Origin of the sequence: Streptomyces sp. NPDC019396 (assembly GCF_040632375.1) — a bacterium.
Taxonomy (GTDB): Bacteria; Actinomycetota; Actinomycetes; order Streptomycetales; family Streptomycetaceae; genus Streptomyces.
The window spans coordinates 1-16447 of record NZ_JBEYBS010000020.1; the positions used below are offsets into that span (position 1 = coordinate 1).

At 70.1% G+C, this 16447-nt stretch carries 19 protein-coding genes; 14 read left to right on the forward strand and 5 right to left on the reverse strand.

Going from position 1 to position 16447, the window contains the following annotated elements:
* Positions 1 to 231 precede the first annotated feature (231 nt).
* Positions 232 to 552, forward strand: a complete 321-nt coding sequence (locus tag ABZ532_RS22435; protein WP_361286405.1) for a hypothetical protein — start codon at positions 232 to 234, stop codon at positions 550 to 552.
* A gap of 127 nt (positions 553 to 679) precedes the next feature.
* Here the strand turns inward: ABZ532_RS22435 and ABZ532_RS22440 are convergent, their stop codons facing one another.
* Positions 680 to 1264: a nicotinamidase gene (locus tag ABZ532_RS22440; protein WP_361286408.1), complete on the reverse strand. Its 585-nt coding sequence runs from the start codon at positions 1262 to 1264 to the stop codon at positions 680 to 682.
* A 126-nt stretch (positions 1265 to 1390) separates the two neighbouring features.
* Positions 1391 to 2722 (reverse strand): nicotinate phosphoribosyltransferase, encoded by a 1332-nt coding sequence (locus tag ABZ532_RS22445; protein WP_361286411.1) that lies wholly within the window; start codon positions 2720 to 2722, stop codon positions 1391 to 1393.
* A gap of 142 nt (positions 2723 to 2864) precedes the next feature.
* Between ABZ532_RS22445 and clpS the strand changes: the two genes are divergently transcribed.
* From clpS to ABZ532_RS22460, 3 genes are all read left to right on the forward strand, one after another.
* The gene (gene clpS, locus ABZ532_RS22450; RefSeq protein WP_361286414.1) at positions 2865 to 3176 is read left to right on the forward strand and encodes an ATP-dependent Clp protease adapter ClpS; all 312 of its coding nucleotides are present in this window, start codon (positions 2865 to 2867) and stop codon (positions 3174 to 3176) included.
* Positions 3176 to 3769 (forward strand): DUF2017 domain-containing protein, encoded by a 594-nt coding sequence (locus tag ABZ532_RS22455; protein WP_361286417.1) that lies wholly within the window; start codon positions 3176 to 3178, stop codon positions 3767 to 3769. The genes clpS and ABZ532_RS22455 overlap by 1 nt, the downstream gene beginning before the upstream one ends.
* A 404-nt stretch (positions 3770 to 4173) precedes the next feature.
* Entirely contained in the window at positions 4174 to 5616 is a 1443-nt protein-coding gene (locus tag ABZ532_RS22460) for an amino acid permease (protein ID WP_361286420.1), read from the forward strand.
* An 87-nt stretch (positions 5617 to 5703) separates the two neighbouring features.
* On the opposite strand, the gene ABZ532_RS22465 is transcribed toward ABZ532_RS22460, so the two are convergent.
* Together ABZ532_RS22465 and ABZ532_RS22470 are read right to left on the reverse strand one after the other, a co-directional pair.
* Positions 5704 to 6405, reverse strand: coding sequence for a DUF2993 domain-containing protein (locus ABZ532_RS22465; RefSeq protein WP_361286423.1), 702 nt, complete (start codon positions 6403 to 6405; stop codon positions 5704 to 5706).
* Entirely contained in the window at positions 6402 to 8723 is a 2322-nt protein-coding gene (locus ABZ532_RS22470) for an MMPL family transporter (protein ID WP_361286426.1), read from the reverse strand. The genes ABZ532_RS22465 and ABZ532_RS22470 overlap by 4 nt, the downstream gene beginning before the upstream one ends.
* Positions 8724 to 8910: 187 nt before the next feature.
* Between ABZ532_RS22470 and ABZ532_RS22475 the strand changes: the two genes are divergently transcribed.
* From ABZ532_RS22475 to ABZ532_RS22495, 5 genes are all read left to right on the forward strand, one after another.
* Positions 8911 to 9597 (forward strand): TetR/AcrR family transcriptional regulator, encoded by a 687-nt coding sequence (locus tag ABZ532_RS22475; RefSeq protein WP_361286429.1) that lies wholly within the window; start codon positions 8911 to 8913, stop codon positions 9595 to 9597.
* A 58-nt stretch (positions 9598 to 9655) separates the two neighbouring features.
* Positions 9656 to 10078, forward strand: a complete 423-nt coding sequence (locus tag ABZ532_RS22480) for a M67 family metallopeptidase (RefSeq protein WP_361286431.1) — start codon at positions 9656 to 9658, stop codon at positions 10076 to 10078.
* Between the two features lie 112 nt (positions 10079 to 10190).
* Entirely contained in the window at positions 10191 to 10316 is a 126-nt protein-coding gene (locus ABZ532_RS22485; protein WP_361286434.1) for a putative leader peptide, read from the forward strand.
* Positions 10317 to 10435: 119 nt separating this feature from the next.
* Positions 10436 to 10714, forward strand: a complete 279-nt coding sequence (locus ABZ532_RS22490) for a MoaD/ThiS family protein (RefSeq protein WP_361286437.1) — start codon at positions 10436 to 10438, stop codon at positions 10712 to 10714.
* 15 nt (positions 10715 to 10729) lie between these two features.
* On the forward strand, positions 10730 to 11680 hold the full coding sequence (locus ABZ532_RS22495) for a cysteine synthase (protein WP_361286440.1): 951 nt from the start codon (positions 10730 to 10732) through the stop codon (positions 11678 to 11680).
* A 43-nt stretch (positions 11681 to 11723) separates the two neighbouring features.
* Here ABZ532_RS22495 and ABZ532_RS22500 read toward each other — a convergent pair whose 3' ends face one another.
* On the reverse strand, positions 11724 to 12242 hold the full coding sequence (locus ABZ532_RS22500) for a type II toxin-antitoxin system PemK/MazF family toxin (RefSeq protein WP_361286443.1): 519 nt from the start codon (positions 12240 to 12242) through the stop codon (positions 11724 to 11726).
* Positions 12243 to 12500: 258 nt separating this feature from the next.
* On the opposite strand from ABZ532_RS22500, the gene ABZ532_RS22505 reads away from it, so the two are divergent.
* The 5 genes from ABZ532_RS22505 to rph all read left to right on the forward strand — a co-directional run bounded on the left by ABZ532_RS22505 (position 12501) and on the right by rph (position 16389).
* The gene (locus ABZ532_RS22505; RefSeq protein WP_361286446.1) at positions 12501 to 13253 is read left to right on the forward strand and encodes an MBL fold metallo-hydrolase; all 753 of its coding nucleotides are present in this window, start codon (positions 12501 to 12503) and stop codon (positions 13251 to 13253) included.
* A gap of 113 nt (positions 13254 to 13366) precedes the next feature.
* Positions 13367 to 14929, forward strand: a complete 1563-nt coding sequence (locus ABZ532_RS22510) for an APC family permease (RefSeq protein ID WP_361286449.1) — start codon at positions 13367 to 13369, stop codon at positions 14927 to 14929.
* Between the two features lies 1 nt (position 14930).
* Complete coding sequence (locus ABZ532_RS22515; protein ID WP_361286452.1) at positions 14931 to 15347, forward strand: universal stress protein; 417 nt, start codon at positions 14931 to 14933, stop codon at positions 15345 to 15347.
* The gene (locus ABZ532_RS22520; protein ID WP_361286766.1) at positions 15344 to 15634 is read left to right on the forward strand and encodes a PTS glucose/sucrose transporter subunit IIB; all 291 of its coding nucleotides are present in this window, start codon (positions 15344 to 15346) and stop codon (positions 15632 to 15634) included. The genes ABZ532_RS22515 and ABZ532_RS22520 overlap by 4 nt, the downstream gene beginning before the upstream one ends.
* Positions 15635 to 15651: 17 nt before the next feature.
* A complete protein-coding gene (rph, locus tag ABZ532_RS22525) occupies positions 15652 to 16389 on the forward strand; it encodes a ribonuclease PH (protein WP_361286455.1) in 738 nt (245 codons plus the stop codon).
* Positions 16390 to 16447 lie beyond the last annotated feature (58 nt).

Here is a 16447-nt window from a genome sequence, read left to right on the forward strand (position 1 = left end):
AACCCGACCGCTGGTGTGAACGTTACTGACACCAACACTCGGATCTCGATCGTCAAGGAGCCGAAGAGCGGCGAGACGATCTCCGTGAAGGTCGGTCCCTCGAAGAAGTAAATAGCAAAACCGCAGGTCAAAACATGATCGGCCGTCGCCCCCTAGCGGGCGGCGGCCGATCGTGTTTAGGTGCCTCTGACCACTTCTTATTGACAGCGAACTCACGGGGGAGTGATAGGCATGCCCGGCGGAGGATTCAGCAAGCTGCCAGGCGGCAGCGTCGTGGTGGCCATCGGCCTGCCCGATCCGGCCGGCAGCGACCGCACGGTACGGGTCCTGGTACACGCGGCGAACCGCGCCCGCGCCCTGACCCGGCTGCGGAATCTGGGACTGCGGGCGGTCTATCTGCGGGGGAACACGGAGCCGCCGACCCCGGACGAGATCACGGCCGTGCTGCACCATCCGGACGGGCTGCTCTGGCGCACCCACGAGGGCATCGCCGGACAGCAGGAGCTGTGGCACCCGATACGGGCACTGCTGCGGCCGGCGGGCAGTGCCTAGGATCCACTCGGCGGGGTGCCTCCGGGCCGGCGGCGCCGCAGCACCCCGGGGATAGCGCGGGACCGGTGGACGGGACCGGGAAACGGCGGCCCCCGGGGCGGATCCCGCCGGGGGCACGGAGCCGGCCTCAGACCACCGGCTTCCCCGACAGCTCCACGCCCGCCTCGCGCATCTGCCGGAGCGCCCGGGCCACGGTCTCCTCCGCGACCCCCGCGGTCAGATCCAGCAGGACATGCGCGCGGAAGCCCCCGCGCAGCGCGTCCAGAGCCGTCGCCCGCACGCAGTGGTCCGTCGCGATGCCGACCACGTCTATCTCGCTGACCTCGCGTGCCCGCAGCCATTCGGCAAGCGTCACGCCGTTCTCGTCGGACCCCTCGAAGCCGCTGTACGCGGCCTCGTAGGCGCCCTTGTCGAACACCGCCTCGATGGAGCCGCTGGCGACGGCGGGGGCGAAGTTCGGGTGGAAGCCCGCGCCCTCCGTCCCCGCGACGCAGTGCGCCGGCCAGGAGTCGACGTAGTCCGGCTGCTCGGCGAAGTGCGCACCGGGTGCGATGTGGTGATCACGGGTGGCCACCACATGGCGGTAGCCGGCCGTGGACTCGCCGATCAGATCGGTGATGGCGGCGGCGACATCGGCGCCGCCCGTGACCGCGAGGCTCCCTCCCTCGCAGAAGTCGTTCTGTACGTCCACGACGACCAATGCGCGGTGCATGGCGGTTTCCTTCGCTGTGGGGGCCGGCGGCGGTGTGCGGCTACTGTGCGAGCGGTTCGACGGTTCGAGGGTAGAGACTTCGGACGCGGTACGGGAGACGGCGGTCGTCCGATCATCCGCAGTACGTCATCCGGCGTACTCGGTGGGGATCACCGGCTCACCACGGGACAGCTGGACCGCCGAGACGGGCAGTGCCGCCCGGGCCGCGCCGTGCCGCTCGCGCGCCGCGTCCAGCGGCTCCCGGCCGATGACCTGCCCGCCCTTGACCAGCTCGACCAGCAGCTCCCTGCCCTCGAGCTCCTGCGGCAGCGGTCCGGTGCCCAGTACCTCGGCCTCGGCCACCCCCTGCGGGTCGCGCCGGCGGGCCGCCCACTTGCGGCCCCCGACGGACTGCTTTCCCGCGGTCGACTTCTTCGCGACCGGCACCAGCGGCGCCCCGGCGTCGGCGGAGGTGGCGCGGGCGACCAGCTTGTAGACCATGGAACAGGTCGGATGCCCGCTGCCGGTGACCAGTTGGGTGCCCACGCCGTACGCGTCCACGGGCGCGGCGGCCAGTGAGGCGATCGCGTACTCGTCCAGGTCCGAGGTCACGACGATCCGGGTGTCCCGTGCGCCCAGCTCGTCGAGTTGCTGCCGCACCCGGTGGGCGACCAGCAGCAGGTCTCCGGAGTCGACACGCACGGCCCCGGGCCCGGTGCCGGTGATCTCCACGGCGGTACGGACGGCCTCGCTGACGTCATAGGTGTCCACGAGCAGCGTCGTCCCGCCGCCGAACGACTCCACCTGGGCGCGGAAAGCGTCCCGTTCGGTGTCGTGCAGCAGGGTGAAGGCGTGGGCGCTGGTGCCGACCGTCGGGATCCCGTAGCGGAAGCCCGCGGCGAGATCGGAGGTGGAGTCGAAGCCGCCGATGTACGCGGCGCGTGAGGCGGCGACGGCGGCGAGCTCGTGGGTGCGCCGGGCGCCCATCTCGATCAGACGGCGCCCGCCGGCGGCGGCGGACATCCGGGAGGCCGCGGCGGCGATCGCGGAGTCGTGGTTGAGGATCGAGAGGATCACCGTCTCCAGCAGCACGCATTCGGCGAAGGAGCCTTCGACCCGCAGGATCGGCGAGCCGGGGAAGTACACCTCGCCTTCCGGATAGCCCCAGATGTCGCCGCTGAAGCGGTAGTCGGCGAGCCAGTGCAGGGTGGGCTCGTCGACGATGCCGTGGTCGCGGAGGAAGCCGAGCACATCGGGGTCGAACCGGAAGTTCTCCACGGCGTCCAGGACGCGCCCGGTTCCCGCGACCACGCCGTAGCGGCGCCCGGTGGGCAGACGTCGGGTGAAGACCTCGAAGACCGAGCGCCGCTCGGCCGTGCCGGCCTTGAGCGCCGCCTGGAGCATCGTGAACTCGTACTGGTCGGTGAAGAGCGCGGTCGACGGTACGTCGACACGCGGCCTCGTATCCGCGGTGTCCATGGCACGATGCTAGCGCACATCTCGTCAAACTGACGAAATCTCTGTCCGGTGGTCTCGCCACGCTCTGTCCGGCGGTCCGTTCTGATGCAGTCAGCCGGATTGGCGGGGGTCGTTTGTGCGACGGGCATCCTCGGGTGGCAGCATGGGTGGAGTGACTGTGCCCACCGAGATCGAGCGTCCCCAGTCGGCCGAGGAGACCTTCGCCGTACCCGAACCTGACGTTCCCTGGGTGACGATCGTCCATAACGACCCGGTGAATCTGATGAGCTACGTCACTTATGTGTTCCAGGCGTACTTCGGCTACTCCAAGGACAAGGCCCACAAGCTGATGCTGGACGTCCACCACAAGGGCCGCGCCATCGTCTCCAGCGGCAGCCGCGAAGAGATGGAGCGCGATGTGCAGGCGATGCACGGATACGGACTGTGGGCAACGCTCTCCCAGGACCGCGGCTGATGGCCGGCCACTTCGAGGCGCTGCCCGGCGGCGGCGCGGCCGTCGCACTCGACGAGGTCGAGATCTCCATCCTGCGCTCGCTGGCCGTCCAGCTGCTCGAGCTGATCGGACCGGGCGAAGAGTCGGCCAAGGGTGAGGACCCGCTGGCCGCGCTGTTCACCGAAGGCCCGAGCGAGCCGCCCGCGGATCCGGCGCTGGCCCGGCTCTTCCCGGACGCCTACGGCGAGCCCGGCAGTCAGGATCCGGACGAGGAACTACGCGAACACTGCGCCGAGTTCAGGCGCTACACGGAGAACGACCTGCGCGCCCGCAAGCGTGATGACGCCCTGGCCGTGGTGCGCAGCCTCGACGCCCTCACCTCCGCGGGCGAGGGCGGCGCGGTGCTCAAGCTCACCGCCCAGGACTCCCTGCACTGGCTCGGCGCGCTCAACGATCTGCGGCTGACCATCGGTACCCGGCTCGAGGTCGCCGACGAGGACGAGAGCGGCGAGCTGTACCGGCTGCCGGACGCCGATCCCCGCAAGCCGATGGTGATGGCGTACCTCTGGCTCGGGGCGCTCCAGGAGACGCTCGTCGAGACCCTGATGCCGTGACGCCCGGGCGCCGGCGCCGTCACATGTCCATGCCGTCGCGGTCACGCACCCCCGCCCCGTCCGGTGATCACGCCGTGACCTGGGCGACTCCATAGCGTTACCGTTCGTTCGCTCAGCGGACGCTCAAATCCGGATAACGATCGCGTCACTCGGTCGCCCCTGTTTGGGGTTTTGCGTCACCCGTGTCCGGTTCTTCCTGTGGTCTGCGCCACAGTGCCCCGGAGTGATCACCCCGCCCTGCGTGATAGATCTTCACGACCGCCCGGGCACGCCACCCATGTACCCGGGGGCGCTTCGACCGGCAGACCGCCGGCGGCACTCCAGTCACATCCGGGGGGATCAGGGCCTGATCCGCAGTCACACCGAGCGGTGTCGCGGATCAGAATGGAGAAAGGCGCACCACCATGACCTCGTTGCAGGTCGACAAGCACGCCGGCACGGCCGGGGACGCTCCGCAGGAGGGCTACGAGCGCGGGCTCGGCAGCCGACAGGTCCAGATGATCGCCATCGGCGGTGCCATCGGCGTGGGCCTCTTCATGGGAGCCGGAGCCAACATCGAGAAGGCCGGCCCCAGCATCATCCTGATGTACGCCCTCGCCGGCGCCATCATCTTCTTCATCATGCGGGCGCTCGGCGAGCTGCTCCTCTACCGGCCGGTGTCCGGTTCCTTCGCGGAGTACGCCCGCGAGTTCCTCGGCCCGTTCTTCGGGTACGTCACCGGCTGGACCTACTGGCTGATGTGGGTCGTCACCGGCATGGCCGAGCTCACCGCAGCCGCCATCTATGTGCACTACTGGTTCCCGAGCATCCCTCAATGGGTCAGTGCCCTGGCCTTCCTCGTGGTGCTCTTCGGCGTCAACCTGATCTCGGTGAAGATCTTCGGCGAGGTCGAGTTCTGGTTCTCGATGGTCAAGGTCACCGCGATCATCGGCATGATAGTGATCGGCCTCGGCGTGCTCACCCTGGGCTTCTCCGACGCCGGCGACACCGCCGCCGTCTCCAACCTCTGGTCCCACGACGGCATCTTCCCGAACGGCATCGGCTCCAGCCTGATGACCCTTCAGGGCGTGATGTTCGCCTACCTCGCCGTCGAACTCGTCGGCGTCACCGCGGGTGAGTCCGAGAACCCGGAGAAGACCCTGCCCAAGGCGATCAACACGCTGCCCTGGCGCATCATCATCTTCTATGTCGGCGCGCTGCTCGTGATCCTGTCCGTCGTGAAGTGGACCGAGTTCCACGCCGGTGAGAGCCCCTTCGTTCATGCCTTCGACAAGATCGGCATCCCGCTGGCCGGCGGCATCGTCAACTTCGTGGTGCTCACCGCCGCGCTGTCGTCCTGCAACTCCGGTATGTACTCCACCGGCCGGATGCTGCGTGACCTGGCGTCCAACGGCGAGGCTCCGAAGTCCTTCGGCAAGCTCAACGCCCGCAAGACCCCGGCCATCGGCATCACCATCTCCGTGGCCCTCATGGGTGTCGGCGTGGTGCTGAACTACCTCGTCCCGGAGAAGGCGTTCGGCTACGTCGTCTCGGTGGCCACCGCGGCCGGTATCTGGACCTGGATGATGATCCTCATCAGCCACATCCGCTACCGGCATGCGGTCAAGAAGGGCATCCTGCCCGCGTCCTCCTTCCCCGCCCCGGGTGGCTCGGTCGGAAGCTGGGTCGCCCTGCTCTTCCTGCTCGGCGTCACCGTCATGATCGCGCTCGAAAGGGACGGCCTCATCTCCCTGATCGTGGGCGCCGTCTGGGGCGCCGGCCTGGCCGTCGGCTGGGCGGTCCTCAAGGGCCGCAACCCGCAGCTCGGCGAGCCAAGCCACCCCGAGTACGCGGACGCCGTCAAGTAGCTCGCTCCCCACAGCGAACATCGGGTCATGCCGGGCTCACCCCGCCGGCATGACCCGATGTGCGTTCCCGCTCCGGCCGTACCGCCGTCAGGTCAGCCGTACGTCCTTGGCGCTGGCGTACAGCACCACCCCGTCATCGGTGACCGCGACACGGGTCGGGGCCAGCCCCACGGGCAGCTCCGGCACGGTGCGCTCGCGGTCCTTGAACGCCTCGGTGATCCGGGGGCTCGACGGGTCGATCCGGCTGCCCGCGAAGGACGCCGCCACCGGCACCATGCTGATGGTTCGTCCGGACAGCCGCAGCTCGGCGTGGATGGTCAGCTGCAGCCCGAAGATCTGCCGGTCGATACGCAGCCGCCCGTCGTCCGCGGACAGCGAAGTGCCCTCGCCGAGACCGTCGCCCAGCGAGCTCAGCGGCACGGTGAACCGGGCGTCCGCGCTCGCGGCCGTATAACCGTCGCCCTTCTCGCTGACCTCGTGCAGCTCCAGTGAGGCCCGCACGGGACGCCCTTCCCCGGTGACGGCGTCGGCCCGCACCGCCACCTCGGGGAACGTGCCCTCGGCGCTGCTCAGCAGGAAGGGGAAGGCGTCGATGCTCACCTCGGGGGTGCCGACCACGGACTTCTGCTGCCCGGCGATCCGGTCGGCGAGCCGCTCCTCGGCCACCGATGCTGCGACCCGGTCGGCCACGGGCAGCGCGGCAAGCACCACGCTCAGCGTGGCCCCGGTCCACAGCAGCTTCCGGCGTCCGAACGGGCCGGGGACGCGCAGCGCGCTCAACCGCTTCATGAAGAGCTCCCGTTGCTCGTGCTGCTCGCGAGGGCCCCGTCACCGGAGGTCTCGCCTGGCGCGTGGGACACCTGGCCGGTGGCCCCGTGGCCCTCGTCCTCCTCGTGGCCGTCGTCCTCGATGGCCATGTGCGGCAGCAGCCGGTCCAGCCAGCCTGGCAGCCACCAGTTGGCGCGGCCCAGCAGCACCATCGTGGAGGGGACGAGCACCCCGCGTACGACGGTGGCGTCCAGGGCCACGGCCGTGGCCAGACCGATGCCGAACATCTTCACCACAGGATCGTCCGAGAGCAGATAGCTGAGGAAGACGCTGACCATGATCAGTGCGGCCGATGTGATGATCCGCCCGGTTCCGGCGAGGCCGGTGATCACGGCCCGCCGGGTGTCTCCTTGCCGGACATACGCCGCGCGCACCGCGCTGAGCAGGAACACCTCGTAGTCCATGGACAGACCGAACAGCACGGCGAACATCAGCAGCGGCACATATCCGGGAATCGGTACGGCGCCTTCGAGCCCGATCAGGTCCGCGGCCCAGCCCCACTGGAAGAGCGCGGTGAGCACGCCGTAGGAAGCGGCGACCGAGATCACGTTCATCAGCGCGGCCTTCACCGCGATGACCGGGGAGCGGAAGGCGAACAGCAACAGCAGTGCGGCGACGGCCAGGACGAACCCTACGACCAGCGGCATCCGCTTGCCCAGGCGTTCGTTCATGTCGTCCTGGATGGCCGTGGCACCGCCCACGTGGGTGACCTGTCCCGTGCCCTCGGTGGCCTCGGGCAGGGTCTCGTCCCGCAGCCGGTGCACCAGGTCGGCGGTGGCCGGATCACCGGGCGCGGTGGTGGGGGTGACCTGCCAGCGGGCATGCGTGGCGCCCTTGTCGAGCTGCGCCGGGCCGACGGACGCGACACCTTCGGTGGCGCGCAGGGCGGCGGTCAGGCCCGTGACCCGTCTGTCGTCCGGGCCGGAGGCACGGCTGGGCATCGTGGTCACCACCTGGAGGGGACCGGTGGCGCCGGGCCCGAAGGCGTCGGTCAGCCGGTCGTACGCGATCCGGCTGGGCGTCCCCGCCTTCTTGTCGCCCGCGTCGAGCTGACCGAACGACAGCTGCGTGGCCGGTATGGCCAGCACACCGGTCAGTACGAGACCGGCGAGCAGACAGCGCCACGGACGGGCGGCCACGTACACGGCGATACGGCCCCAGCCGCGCGGGCGCTCGGCGTCCTGGAGGGGCTCCGCGTCGGCCGGTCCGGCGGCACCCGGCTCGGCGCCACCGGCGCTCGCCTTCGCGTCCTGGGGCGGTGTCTTCGGTGCCTTCGGCGTGAGCCGTCGCCCGAGCAGCGAAAGGACGGCGGGCAGCAGGGTGAGGGTCACCGCCATGGCCACGAGCACGGCGATGCCCGGGGCGAGCGCCAGCGCGTGCAGCAGCGGCATACCGCCCAGCGCCAGCCCGGCCAGCGCGGCGATCACCGCGCTACCGGCGAAGGCCACGGCCTTGCCGGAACCTGCCGTGGTGCGCGCCGCCGCGTCCTCGATACCGATTCCGGCCGCCCGAAGCTCACGGAACCGGGTCAGGCAGAAGAGCGTGTAGTCGATGCCCACGCCGAGACCGATCATCGCCGCGATGGTCGTACCCGTGGACGGCATGTCCATCAGATGACCCACCAGGCCGATCGCGCACAGCGAGATGGCCAGCCCGATCGCCCCGCTGAGCAGCGGCACCCCGGCCGCGACCAGGCTGCCGAAGCCCACCGCGAGGATGATGAAGGCCGCCGTGAGCCCGATGATCTCGCTGTGGCCGGCGTCGCCCCGGTCCGCCGCGGCGGCGAGATCGCCGCCCGCGGTCACCTCGATCCCGGCGTCGGCGGCCGGAGCCGCGGCGTCCGTGATGCTCCGGGTGGTCTCGGTGGTGATGTCCCGGCCGGTGACGTCGAGTTCGACGAAGAGCTGTCCGGTGTGCTTGTCGGCGCTCAGGGCGCCGCGGGCCTTCGGATCGAACGGCGTGGTGACGGCGACGACATGGTCCACGTCCGCGATGGCCCGGGCGGACTCCTCGACGGCCTTGCGCTGTGCGGTGGCGCTGAGGGCGGGGGAGCCGGGCGCCGTGTACAGCACCACGGGCTGGCGGCCGGACGCCGAGTCGGCGAAGGCCTCCGACGCGTCGCGTGCGGCCTGGCTGTCGCTGCCCGGGATGGTCACGGCCTCGGAGGTGACCCGCCCGAACGCCCCCAGGGCGCCGGCCACGGCGATGGTCAGCAGCACCCAGGCGGCCACGGTCCGCTTGGGTCTGCGGGCGCACCAGCGCCCTACGGACAGGAGCATCAGGAAAGTCGTCCCTCTCGTGCGGTGGTGGACCCGGTACCCCGGAGAACCGGCGCGGCGGTGGACGTACGGAACGACCAGCCGCGAACCCCCCGGGCGAAGTCCTTGCACTCTGCGTGCAAGTCGTGCCATCAGCACGGTTGCATTGCGAGTGCAATAATGTCAACGCAGGGATGGGAGGACCGAGGTGGAACAGGCACTTCGAAGGACATCGGACAGCGGACGTGAGGGCGGCGGCCAGGGGCGTCAGGCGTCTCGTGCACGTGCCCAGGACGGCCGCACCGAACGCGGGCGGCAGACCCGCGAGAAGATCGCCGACGCGATGCTCGCCCTGCTCGACGAGGGGCACACGCAGTTCCCCGCGGACCGCGTGGCCGAGCGCGCCGGGGTGTCCCGGCGCCTGGTGTTCCACCACTTCGCCGACATGGCCCAGCTCCAGGACACCGCCATCGGCCGCCGGCTGGATCAGCTGACGGCGCAGATCAAGCCGTTGCCGACCGAGGGCCCCCGCGCGGAGCGGGTGGCGGCCCTGGTCGAGCAGCGTGCGCGCATCCTGGAGTGGATCACCCCGGCGCGACTGACGATGATGCGCATGGAACAGCTCTCCGAGCGCGTGCACGAGGTCACCCGGCAGATGACGGAGTTCGCCCGCATCCGGCTGACCGAGGTGTTCGCCACCGAGCTCGACGCCCTCCCCGAGGAGCGCCGGACAGACCTGGTCAACGGGCTGGACGCGGTGACCGCATGGGGCGCCTGGCACCACTGGCGCAGCGCCGGTCTGGAGCCGGATGCCGCCCGCCGGGTGATGGAGGCGACCGTGCACGCCCTGCTCGCCGCAGCGGACCGGCCGGATTCCGCTGACGGCCGCGCATGATCTCACTCACTGGTCCCCGGATCTCAGATCCAGGGCGGCTGCGCCTATTCTCGTCACCATGCTGACCATCACCCAGGCGCTGTACGACCAGATCGTCGCCCACGCCCGCGCCGACCACCCCGACGAGGCCTGTGGTGTGGTCGCCGGACCCGCCGGCGAGGGGCGGCCCGAGCGCTTCATCCCGATGCTCAACGCCGCGCGCTCACCCACCTTCTACGAGTTCGACTCGACGGATCTGCTCAAGCTGTACCGGGAGATGGACGACCGCGACGAGGAGCCGGTGATCATCTACCACTCCCACACGGCGACCGAGGCCTACCCGTCCCGGACGGACCTCTCGTACGCCAACGAGCCCGGTGCCCACTACGTCCTGGTCTCCACGGCGGACACCGACGGCGCCGGACCGTTCCAGTTCCGGTCCTTCCGTATCGTCGACGGAGAGGTCACCGAGGAGGACGTCGAGGTCGTCGAGGCCTACTGACGACGGTTCGTACGGCCGCTCGTGCGAGCGTCTGTCCGTCAGGCGAACAGATCGCGTCCAGCATGCGGGATCACATGACAGAGGCCCGATCGGGAATCGTTACGATGACCGCATGGTTTCGAACGACGTGAGCGACAAGACGCCGGGCACGCCGCTGCTCGTGGCGCGGCTGCACGTCGACCTGTGCCGTCTCGCCAGCGCGATCTGTACTCGCTGCGCGGACCGCCGCTCGGCCTGACCAGCGGTTTCAGCCCCGGCCCAAGCGCACAAGCCCAGCCTGCACCAGCCCCTGCGCGGGGGCCGAGCCGCGCCACGTAACCGCAACGCCCTATGTCCCTCCTGACAGGAGCCCACTCCATGGCCATCGAGGTCCGCATCCCGACCATCCTCCGCACCTACACCGACGGCGCCAAGTCCGTCGAGGGCAGCGGGGCGACCCTCGCCGAGCTCTTCGCCGACCTCGACACCCGGCACGGCGGAATCCGGGAGCGTGTCGTGGAGGGCGGCCAGCTGCGCCGCTTCGTGAACGTCTACCTCAACGACGAGGACGTGCGCTTCCTCGACGGCATCGACACCAAGCTGGCCGACGGCGACAGTGTGACCATCCTGCCGGCCGTGGCCGGCGGCATGGCCTGATAGGTCCGGTTCCCGATGCGCTACGACTCCCCGCTCGCCGCCGTCGGCAACACCCCGCTGGTACGGCTGCCACGGCTGTCCCCGTCGGGTGACGTCCGCATCTGGGCCAAGCTGGAGGACCGCAATCCGACCGGCTCGGTCAAGGACCGCCCCGCGCTCCACATGATCGAGCAGGCGGAGAAGGACGGCCGGCTCACCCCCGGCTGCACGATCCTGGAGCCCACCAGCGGCAACACCGGGATCTCGCTCGCGATGGCGGCCAGGCTCAAGGGCTACCGCATCGTCTGCGTCATGCCGGAGAACACCAGCGAGGAGCGCCGTCAGCTGCTCGCCATGTGGGGCGCCGAGATCATCTCCAGCCCGGCCGCGGGCGGTTCCAACACGGCGGTCCGCGTCGCCAAGGAGCTGGCCGGGCAGAACCCGAGCTGGGTGATGCTCTACCAGTACGGAAACCCCGACAACGCAGGCGCGCACTACGCCACCACGGGCCCGGAGATCCTCGCCGACCTGCCGTCCATCACCCACTTCGTGGCGGGGCTCGGCACCACCGGGACCCTCATGGGCGTGGGCCGCTTTCTGCGCGAGCGCAAGCCGGACATCAAGATCGTCGCCGCCGAACCGCGCTACGACGACCTGGTCTACGGTCTGCGCAACCTCGACGAGGGCTTCGTACCCGAGCTCTACGACGCCTCCGTGCTCACCACCCGCTTCTCGGTCGGTTCGGCCGACGCCGTCACCCGCACCCGGGAGCTGCTCCAGCAGGAGGGCATCTTCGCGGGGGTCTCCACGGGCGCGGCGCTGCACGCCGCGATCGGCGTCGGGCGGAAGGCCGTGACGGCCGGGGAGTCCGCGGACATCGTCTTCGTCGTCGCCGACGGAGGCTGGAAGTACCTCTCGACCGGTGTCTACACGGCCCCGAGCACCGAGGCCGCGATCGAGGCACTGCAAGGACAGCTCTGGGCCTGAAACCCCGAGCCCGAACCCCGGCTGAGTGGTGGTGGTAGCGATGTCAGGTCGACATCCGGCGGACCTGGTCCCATAGGAGCGGGTCCATCACCCCCACCTTCCGGCGGAAGTCGCGGACACGTACGTCCCGCACCTCGTCGGTCTCGAGGAAGCTCGGGCGCCCCTGGGCGTCGCCGACCGCCCCGGGCGGCAACGGGATCACCCCCGGGCGGGTGTCGTGGTACTTGCTGGTGATCTTGGCGACCCGGGCCGCGCCACCGCGCACCTGGAGCACCAGACAGGGGCGGTCCTTGGACCCGGGGCCGTCCTCGTACGGCACGTCCGCCCACCAGATCTCGCCTGGCTGGGGCGTCCGCAGCGCCCCGGTCCCGGCCGGTGCCCCGCGCCCTCCCGGTCCAACCGCCCTGCCCGGCCTGCCTGGTCTGCCCGGCCGTCGCGGCCCGGTCGGTCCGGCCCGTCCGCCGGGAGGCCTGAGCCGCCCGCCGGGCCGCACCCTGGCCACCCCGGCCAACAGCGCGATCACCACCACCGCGCCGAGCGCGAGCCACCAGGACGTATCCATACGGGAGACGGTACCGGCGCGCACCAAGTGGCGCCCGCCCCCCGCGCACGCCCCGTGCTCCTCGCCCTATCCGGTGACAGCACAGGTGAGTTCCCCCACAACGGGTAGCCGCGAAGGAGCGCAGGGCTCTTTCGCGCCTTACGCTCGTCGCACCGCACGACGTCCCCGCGCCGCCCCCGCTGCCCGCAGGTCCCCACGGGCTGCCCGCAAGTCCCCCGTCACTCGTCCACGGATGCCCGCCCCGGAGGTTCCAGCTCCATGAAGCTCACCGTCGTCGGCTGCTCCGGGTCGTTCCCGTCCGCGGAATCGGCCTGCTCGAGCTACCTGGTCGAGGCCGACGGCTTCCGGCTGCTCCTCGACATGGGCAACGGAGCCCTCGGTGAACTGCAGCGCCACATCGGCCTCTACGACCTCGACGCGATCTTCCTCAGTCATCTGCACGCGGACCACTGCATCGACATGTGCGGATACTTCGTGGCCCGCTACTACCGCCACGACGGAGGCCGCTGCGACCCCATTCCGGTGTACGCACCGGAGGGCGCCGAGCAGCGGCTGACCACGGCCTACGCGGACACCCCGTCGGACAAGTCCATGAGCGAGGTCTTCGACTTCCGCGTGCTCAAGCCGGACACCTTCGAGATCGGCCCCTTCTCGGTGCGCACGGAGAAGGTCGCCCACCCGGTCGAGACCTTCGGCGTCAGGCTGGAGCACGGCGGCAGGTCGCTCACCTATTCGGGTGATACCGGAGTCTGTGACCCCCTCGTGGACCTCGCCGCCAGCACCGACCTCTTCCTCTGCGAGGCGGCCTTCACCCACGGCAAGGAGGACATCCCCGACCTCCACCTCAACGGACGTGAGGCCGGGGCCCATGCCGCCCGCGCGGGAGTGGGCAGGCTCGTGCTGACCCACATCCCGCCGTGGACCGACGCCGAGCAGAACCTGGCGGACGCCCGCGCCGTGTACGAGGGCCCGGCGGAGCTGGCGGCCCCGGGCGCGGTCTACGAAGTCTGAGCCGGCATCCCTGAGCGCGCGGTATCGCGGAACGTCCGGATAAACTCACCCACAGTCCTCACGGACTGAAATGACGGACATATCTGCCACATCGTCCTGATCTGCGAGGAGACATGGCCGATGACGTCGCGGACACCCGCCCGCCTCCACCCAGCTCGCACAGCAAGGACGCGCCCGGAGAGCTGAAGCACAACGCGATCGGATTCCTCGACGCGCTGGTCATCGGCATCAACTCCACATCCCCCGCGTACTCCCTGGCCGCCGTCATCGGCGCGGTCGTCGCCATCGTCGGCATCTACGCGCCCGGGGTCGTGCTGGCCTCCTTCGTGCCGATGCTGCTCATCGCGTCGGCCTTCTTCTACCTCAACCGCGTCGACCAGGACTGCGGAACCACGTTCTCCTGGGTGACCCGGGCCATGGGCCCCTGGGTCGGCTGGTTCGGCGGCTGGGCGATCATGATGACCGGCGTGCTGGTCGTCGGATCACTCGCCGACGTGGCCGTCGGCTTCGGGCTGCTCACCGTGGGCCTCGACAGCTGGGCGCAGAACGAAGTCATCCGCCAGGTCCTCACCGTGCTGGTGATCCTGGTGATGACGGCCATCTGCGTGATCGGCACCGAGGCATCCGCCCACGTGCAGAACGTGCTGATCCTCGCGCAGGTCGTCTCGCTGCTCGCCTTCGCCGTCGTCGCCATCTACCGGGTCTACTCCGGCTCCAGCCCCCTCGCCCCCGTCGAACCCGTGATCGGATGGCTCAACCCCTTCGGCGCGGGCGGCGGGTCGCTGACCGCGGGACTGCTGCTGGGCGTGTTCATGTACTGGGGCTGGGAGTCGGCGGTCAACCTCACCGAAGAGGTCAAGGACTCCGCCAGCGCCCCCGGCCGCGCCGGGATCTGGTCCACGGTCATCCTGCTGGTGACCTACCTGTCCGTCACCATCGCGGTCGTCGCCTTCGCCGGGCCCGCCTATCTGGCGAAGAACGCCTCCGAGGAGGAGTTCATCTTCGCCCTGCTGGCCGGCAAGGTACTCGGCGGCTGGGACTGGATCGTGCTGCTCGCGGTCTGCACCTCCGCACTGGCCTCCACCCAGACGACGATCATCCCCTCCTCACGCACCGGCCTCTCCATGGCCAGGCGGGGAGCCCTGCCGTCGGTCTTCGCCCGCATCCACCCCCGCTTCCGCACCCCCCACGTGAGCACCTGGGCCGTCGCCGTCGTCGCCATCGCCTGGTACCTCGTCCTCAGCCACATCAGCGAGAACGCCCTCTTCGACTCCCTCACCGCGCTCTCCCTGCTGATCGCCTTCTACTACGCGCTCACCGGCATCGCCTGCGCCGTCTACTACCGGCACCACCTCACCGAGAGCATCCGCAACCTCCTCCTCATCGGAGTGGGCCCGGTGATCGGCGCCGTACTGCTCGGCTGGCTGCTCGTGGAGTCCGTCATCGACATGGCGAACCCAGCGAACTCCTACAGCGGTGCCTCGTGGTTCGGACTCGGACCGCCCCTCGTCATCGGCATCGGCATCGCGGCCGTCGGACTGGTCATCATGGTCGTCTGCTGGCTGCGGGCCCCGCGGTTCTGGCACGAGCGCCGCAGCGTGGCCGACCCCGCCGCGGTGCGCGCGACGGAACACCAGTACCGCCATCACCGCGACGGCACACACGGGGAGTCCTGAGATGCCGGTCGTCCTGGGATACGACGAGTCCCCCGGTGCCGTACGCGCCCTGAGCGTCGCGATCGAGGTCTCCGCGGCGTTCCGCGAGCCCCTCGTACTGGTCTACGGCGCCGCGGCCCCCGGAGCCATGGGCGAGGAATACCGAGCCCACGCGGAAGCCCTGCGCCAGGTCGGCCGGGTCGCCCTCGCACACGCCGTCGACGCGGCAGCGGCCGCAGGTGTCACGACCGCCGTCGAAATACTCGACGAGAGCCCGGCCCAGGCACTGCTGGACGCGGCCGAACGCCACGAAGCACGGGTCATCGTCGTCGGCAGCTACGGCGAAAGCCCCCTGCGCGGCGCCCTGCTCGGCGCGGTCCCGCACAAACTCCTGCACCTCTCGAAGATCCCGGTGCTGTGCGTACCCGCCGCCGACTGACGCGGACCACGCGACCGAGGCACGCACGGACACCGACTGGCAAGGAGAAGCGCATGGCCACCAAGGCCGAGAAGATCGTCGCCGGACTCGGCGGACTCGACAACATCGAAGAGGTGGAGGGCTGCGTCACCCGCCTCCGAACCGAGGTCAGCGACCCGAGCCTGGTGGACGAGGCCATGCTGAAGGCCGCCGGAGCCCACGGCGTCGTCAAGATGGGCACCGCCGTCCAGGTCGTCATCGGTACCGAGGCCGATCCCATCGCCGCCGAAATCGAAGACATGATGTAAGCACTAGGCTCAGCAGCATGTCTCGTATCGACGGCCGCACCCCCGACCAGCTCCGACCCGTCACCATCGAACGCGGATGGAGCAAGCACGCCGAAGGCTCGGTGCTCATCTCCTTCGGTGACACCCGGGTCTTCTGCACCGCCTCAGTGACCGAAGGCGTGCCGCGCTGGCGCAAGGGCAGCGGCGAGGGCTGGGTCACCGCCGAGTACTCCATGCTGCCGCGCTCCACCAACACCCGTGGCGACCGGGAGTCCGTACGCGGCAAGATCGGCGGCCGGACCCATGAGATCTCCCGCCTCATCGGCCGCTCCCTGCGCGCCGTCATCGACTACAAGGCCCTCGGCGAGAACACCGTCGTCCTCGACTGCGACGTACTCCAGGCCGACGGCGGCACCCGCACCGCCGCCATCACCGGCGCCTACGTCGCCCTCGCCGACGCCGTCACCTGGGCCCAGGGCAAGAAGCTCGTACGCCCCGGCAGGCAGCCCCTCACCGGCACCGTCGCCGCCGTCTCCGTCGGCATCGTGGACGGCACCCCTCTGCTCGACCTCTGCTACGAGGAAGACGTGCGCGCCGAGACCGACATGAACGTGGTCTGCACCGGCGACGGCCGCTTCGTCGAGGTCCAGGGCACCGCCGAGGCCGAACCGTTCGACCGCAAGGAGCTCAACGCCCTCCTGGACCTGGCCACCGGCGGCTGCGCCGACCTCGCCGCCCTCCAGACCGAGGCACTGGCGCGCACCCTCGAACGGTAAAGCGCAACCAAAGACGCCCCCGGCGGCGTCGTCAAGGACACGGGCGTACGGGCCGAAC

What these genes read in the sequence shown, in the direction of transcription:
- ABZ532_RS22435 (WP_361286405.1), top strand. Translation starts at nt 232, where the DNA reads ATGCCCGGCGGAGGATTCAGCAAGCTGCCAGGCGGCAGCGTCGTGGTG.
- ABZ532_RS22515 (WP_361286452.1), top strand. Translation starts at nt 14,931, where the DNA reads ATGCCGGTCGTCCTGGGATACGACGAGTCCCCCGGTGCCGTACGCGCC.
- clpS (WP_361286414.1), top strand. Translation starts at nt 2,865, where the DNA reads ATGGGTGGAGTGACTGTGCCCACCGAGATCGAGCGTCCCCAGTCGGCC.
- rph (WP_361286455.1), top strand. Translation starts at nt 15,652, where the DNA reads ATGTCTCGTATCGACGGCCGCACCCCCGACCAGCTCCGACCCGTCACC.
- ABZ532_RS22480 (WP_361286431.1), top strand. Translation starts at nt 9,656, where the DNA reads ATGCTGACCATCACCCAGGCGCTGTACGACCAGATCGTCGCCCACGCC.
- ABZ532_RS22490 (WP_361286437.1), top strand. Translation starts at nt 10,436, where the DNA reads ATGGCCATCGAGGTCCGCATCCCGACCATCCTCCGCACCTACACCGAC.
- ABZ532_RS22455 (WP_361286417.1), top strand. Translation starts at nt 3,176, where the DNA reads ATGGCCGGCCACTTCGAGGCGCTGCCCGGCGGCGGCGCGGCCGTCGCA.
- ABZ532_RS22465 (WP_361286423.1), bottom strand. Translation starts at nt 6,405, where the DNA reads ATGAAGCGGTTGAGCGCGCTGCGCGTCCCCGGCCCGTTCGGACGCCGG.
- ABZ532_RS22500 (WP_361286443.1), bottom strand. Translation starts at nt 12,242, where the DNA reads ATGGATACGTCCTGGTGGCTCGCGCTCGGCGCGGTGGTGGTGATCGCG.
- ABZ532_RS22505 (WP_361286446.1), top strand. Translation starts at nt 12,501, where the DNA reads ATGAAGCTCACCGTCGTCGGCTGCTCCGGGTCGTTCCCGTCCGCGGAA.
- ABZ532_RS22460 (WP_361286420.1), top strand. Translation starts at nt 4,174, where the DNA reads ATGACCTCGTTGCAGGTCGACAAGCACGCCGGCACGGCCGGGGACGCT.
- ABZ532_RS22495 (WP_361286440.1), top strand. Translation starts at nt 10,730, where the DNA reads ATGCGCTACGACTCCCCGCTCGCCGCCGTCGGCAACACCCCGCTGGTA.
- ABZ532_RS22510 (WP_361286449.1), top strand. Translation starts at nt 13,367, where the DNA reads ATGGCCGATGACGTCGCGGACACCCGCCCGCCTCCACCCAGCTCGCAC.
- ABZ532_RS22470 (WP_361286426.1), bottom strand. Translation starts at nt 8,723, where the DNA reads ATGCTCCTGTCCGTAGGGCGCTGGTGCGCCCGCAGACCCAAGCGGACC.
- ABZ532_RS22485 (WP_361286434.1), top strand. Translation starts at nt 10,191, where the DNA reads ATGGTTTCGAACGACGTGAGCGACAAGACGCCGGGCACGCCGCTGCTC.
- ABZ532_RS22445 (WP_361286411.1), bottom strand. Translation starts at nt 2,722, where the DNA reads ATGGACACCGCGGATACGAGGCCGCGTGTCGACGTACCGTCGACCGCG.
- ABZ532_RS22440 (WP_361286408.1), bottom strand. Translation starts at nt 1,264, where the DNA reads ATGCACCGCGCATTGGTCGTCGTGGACGTACAGAACGACTTCTGCGAG.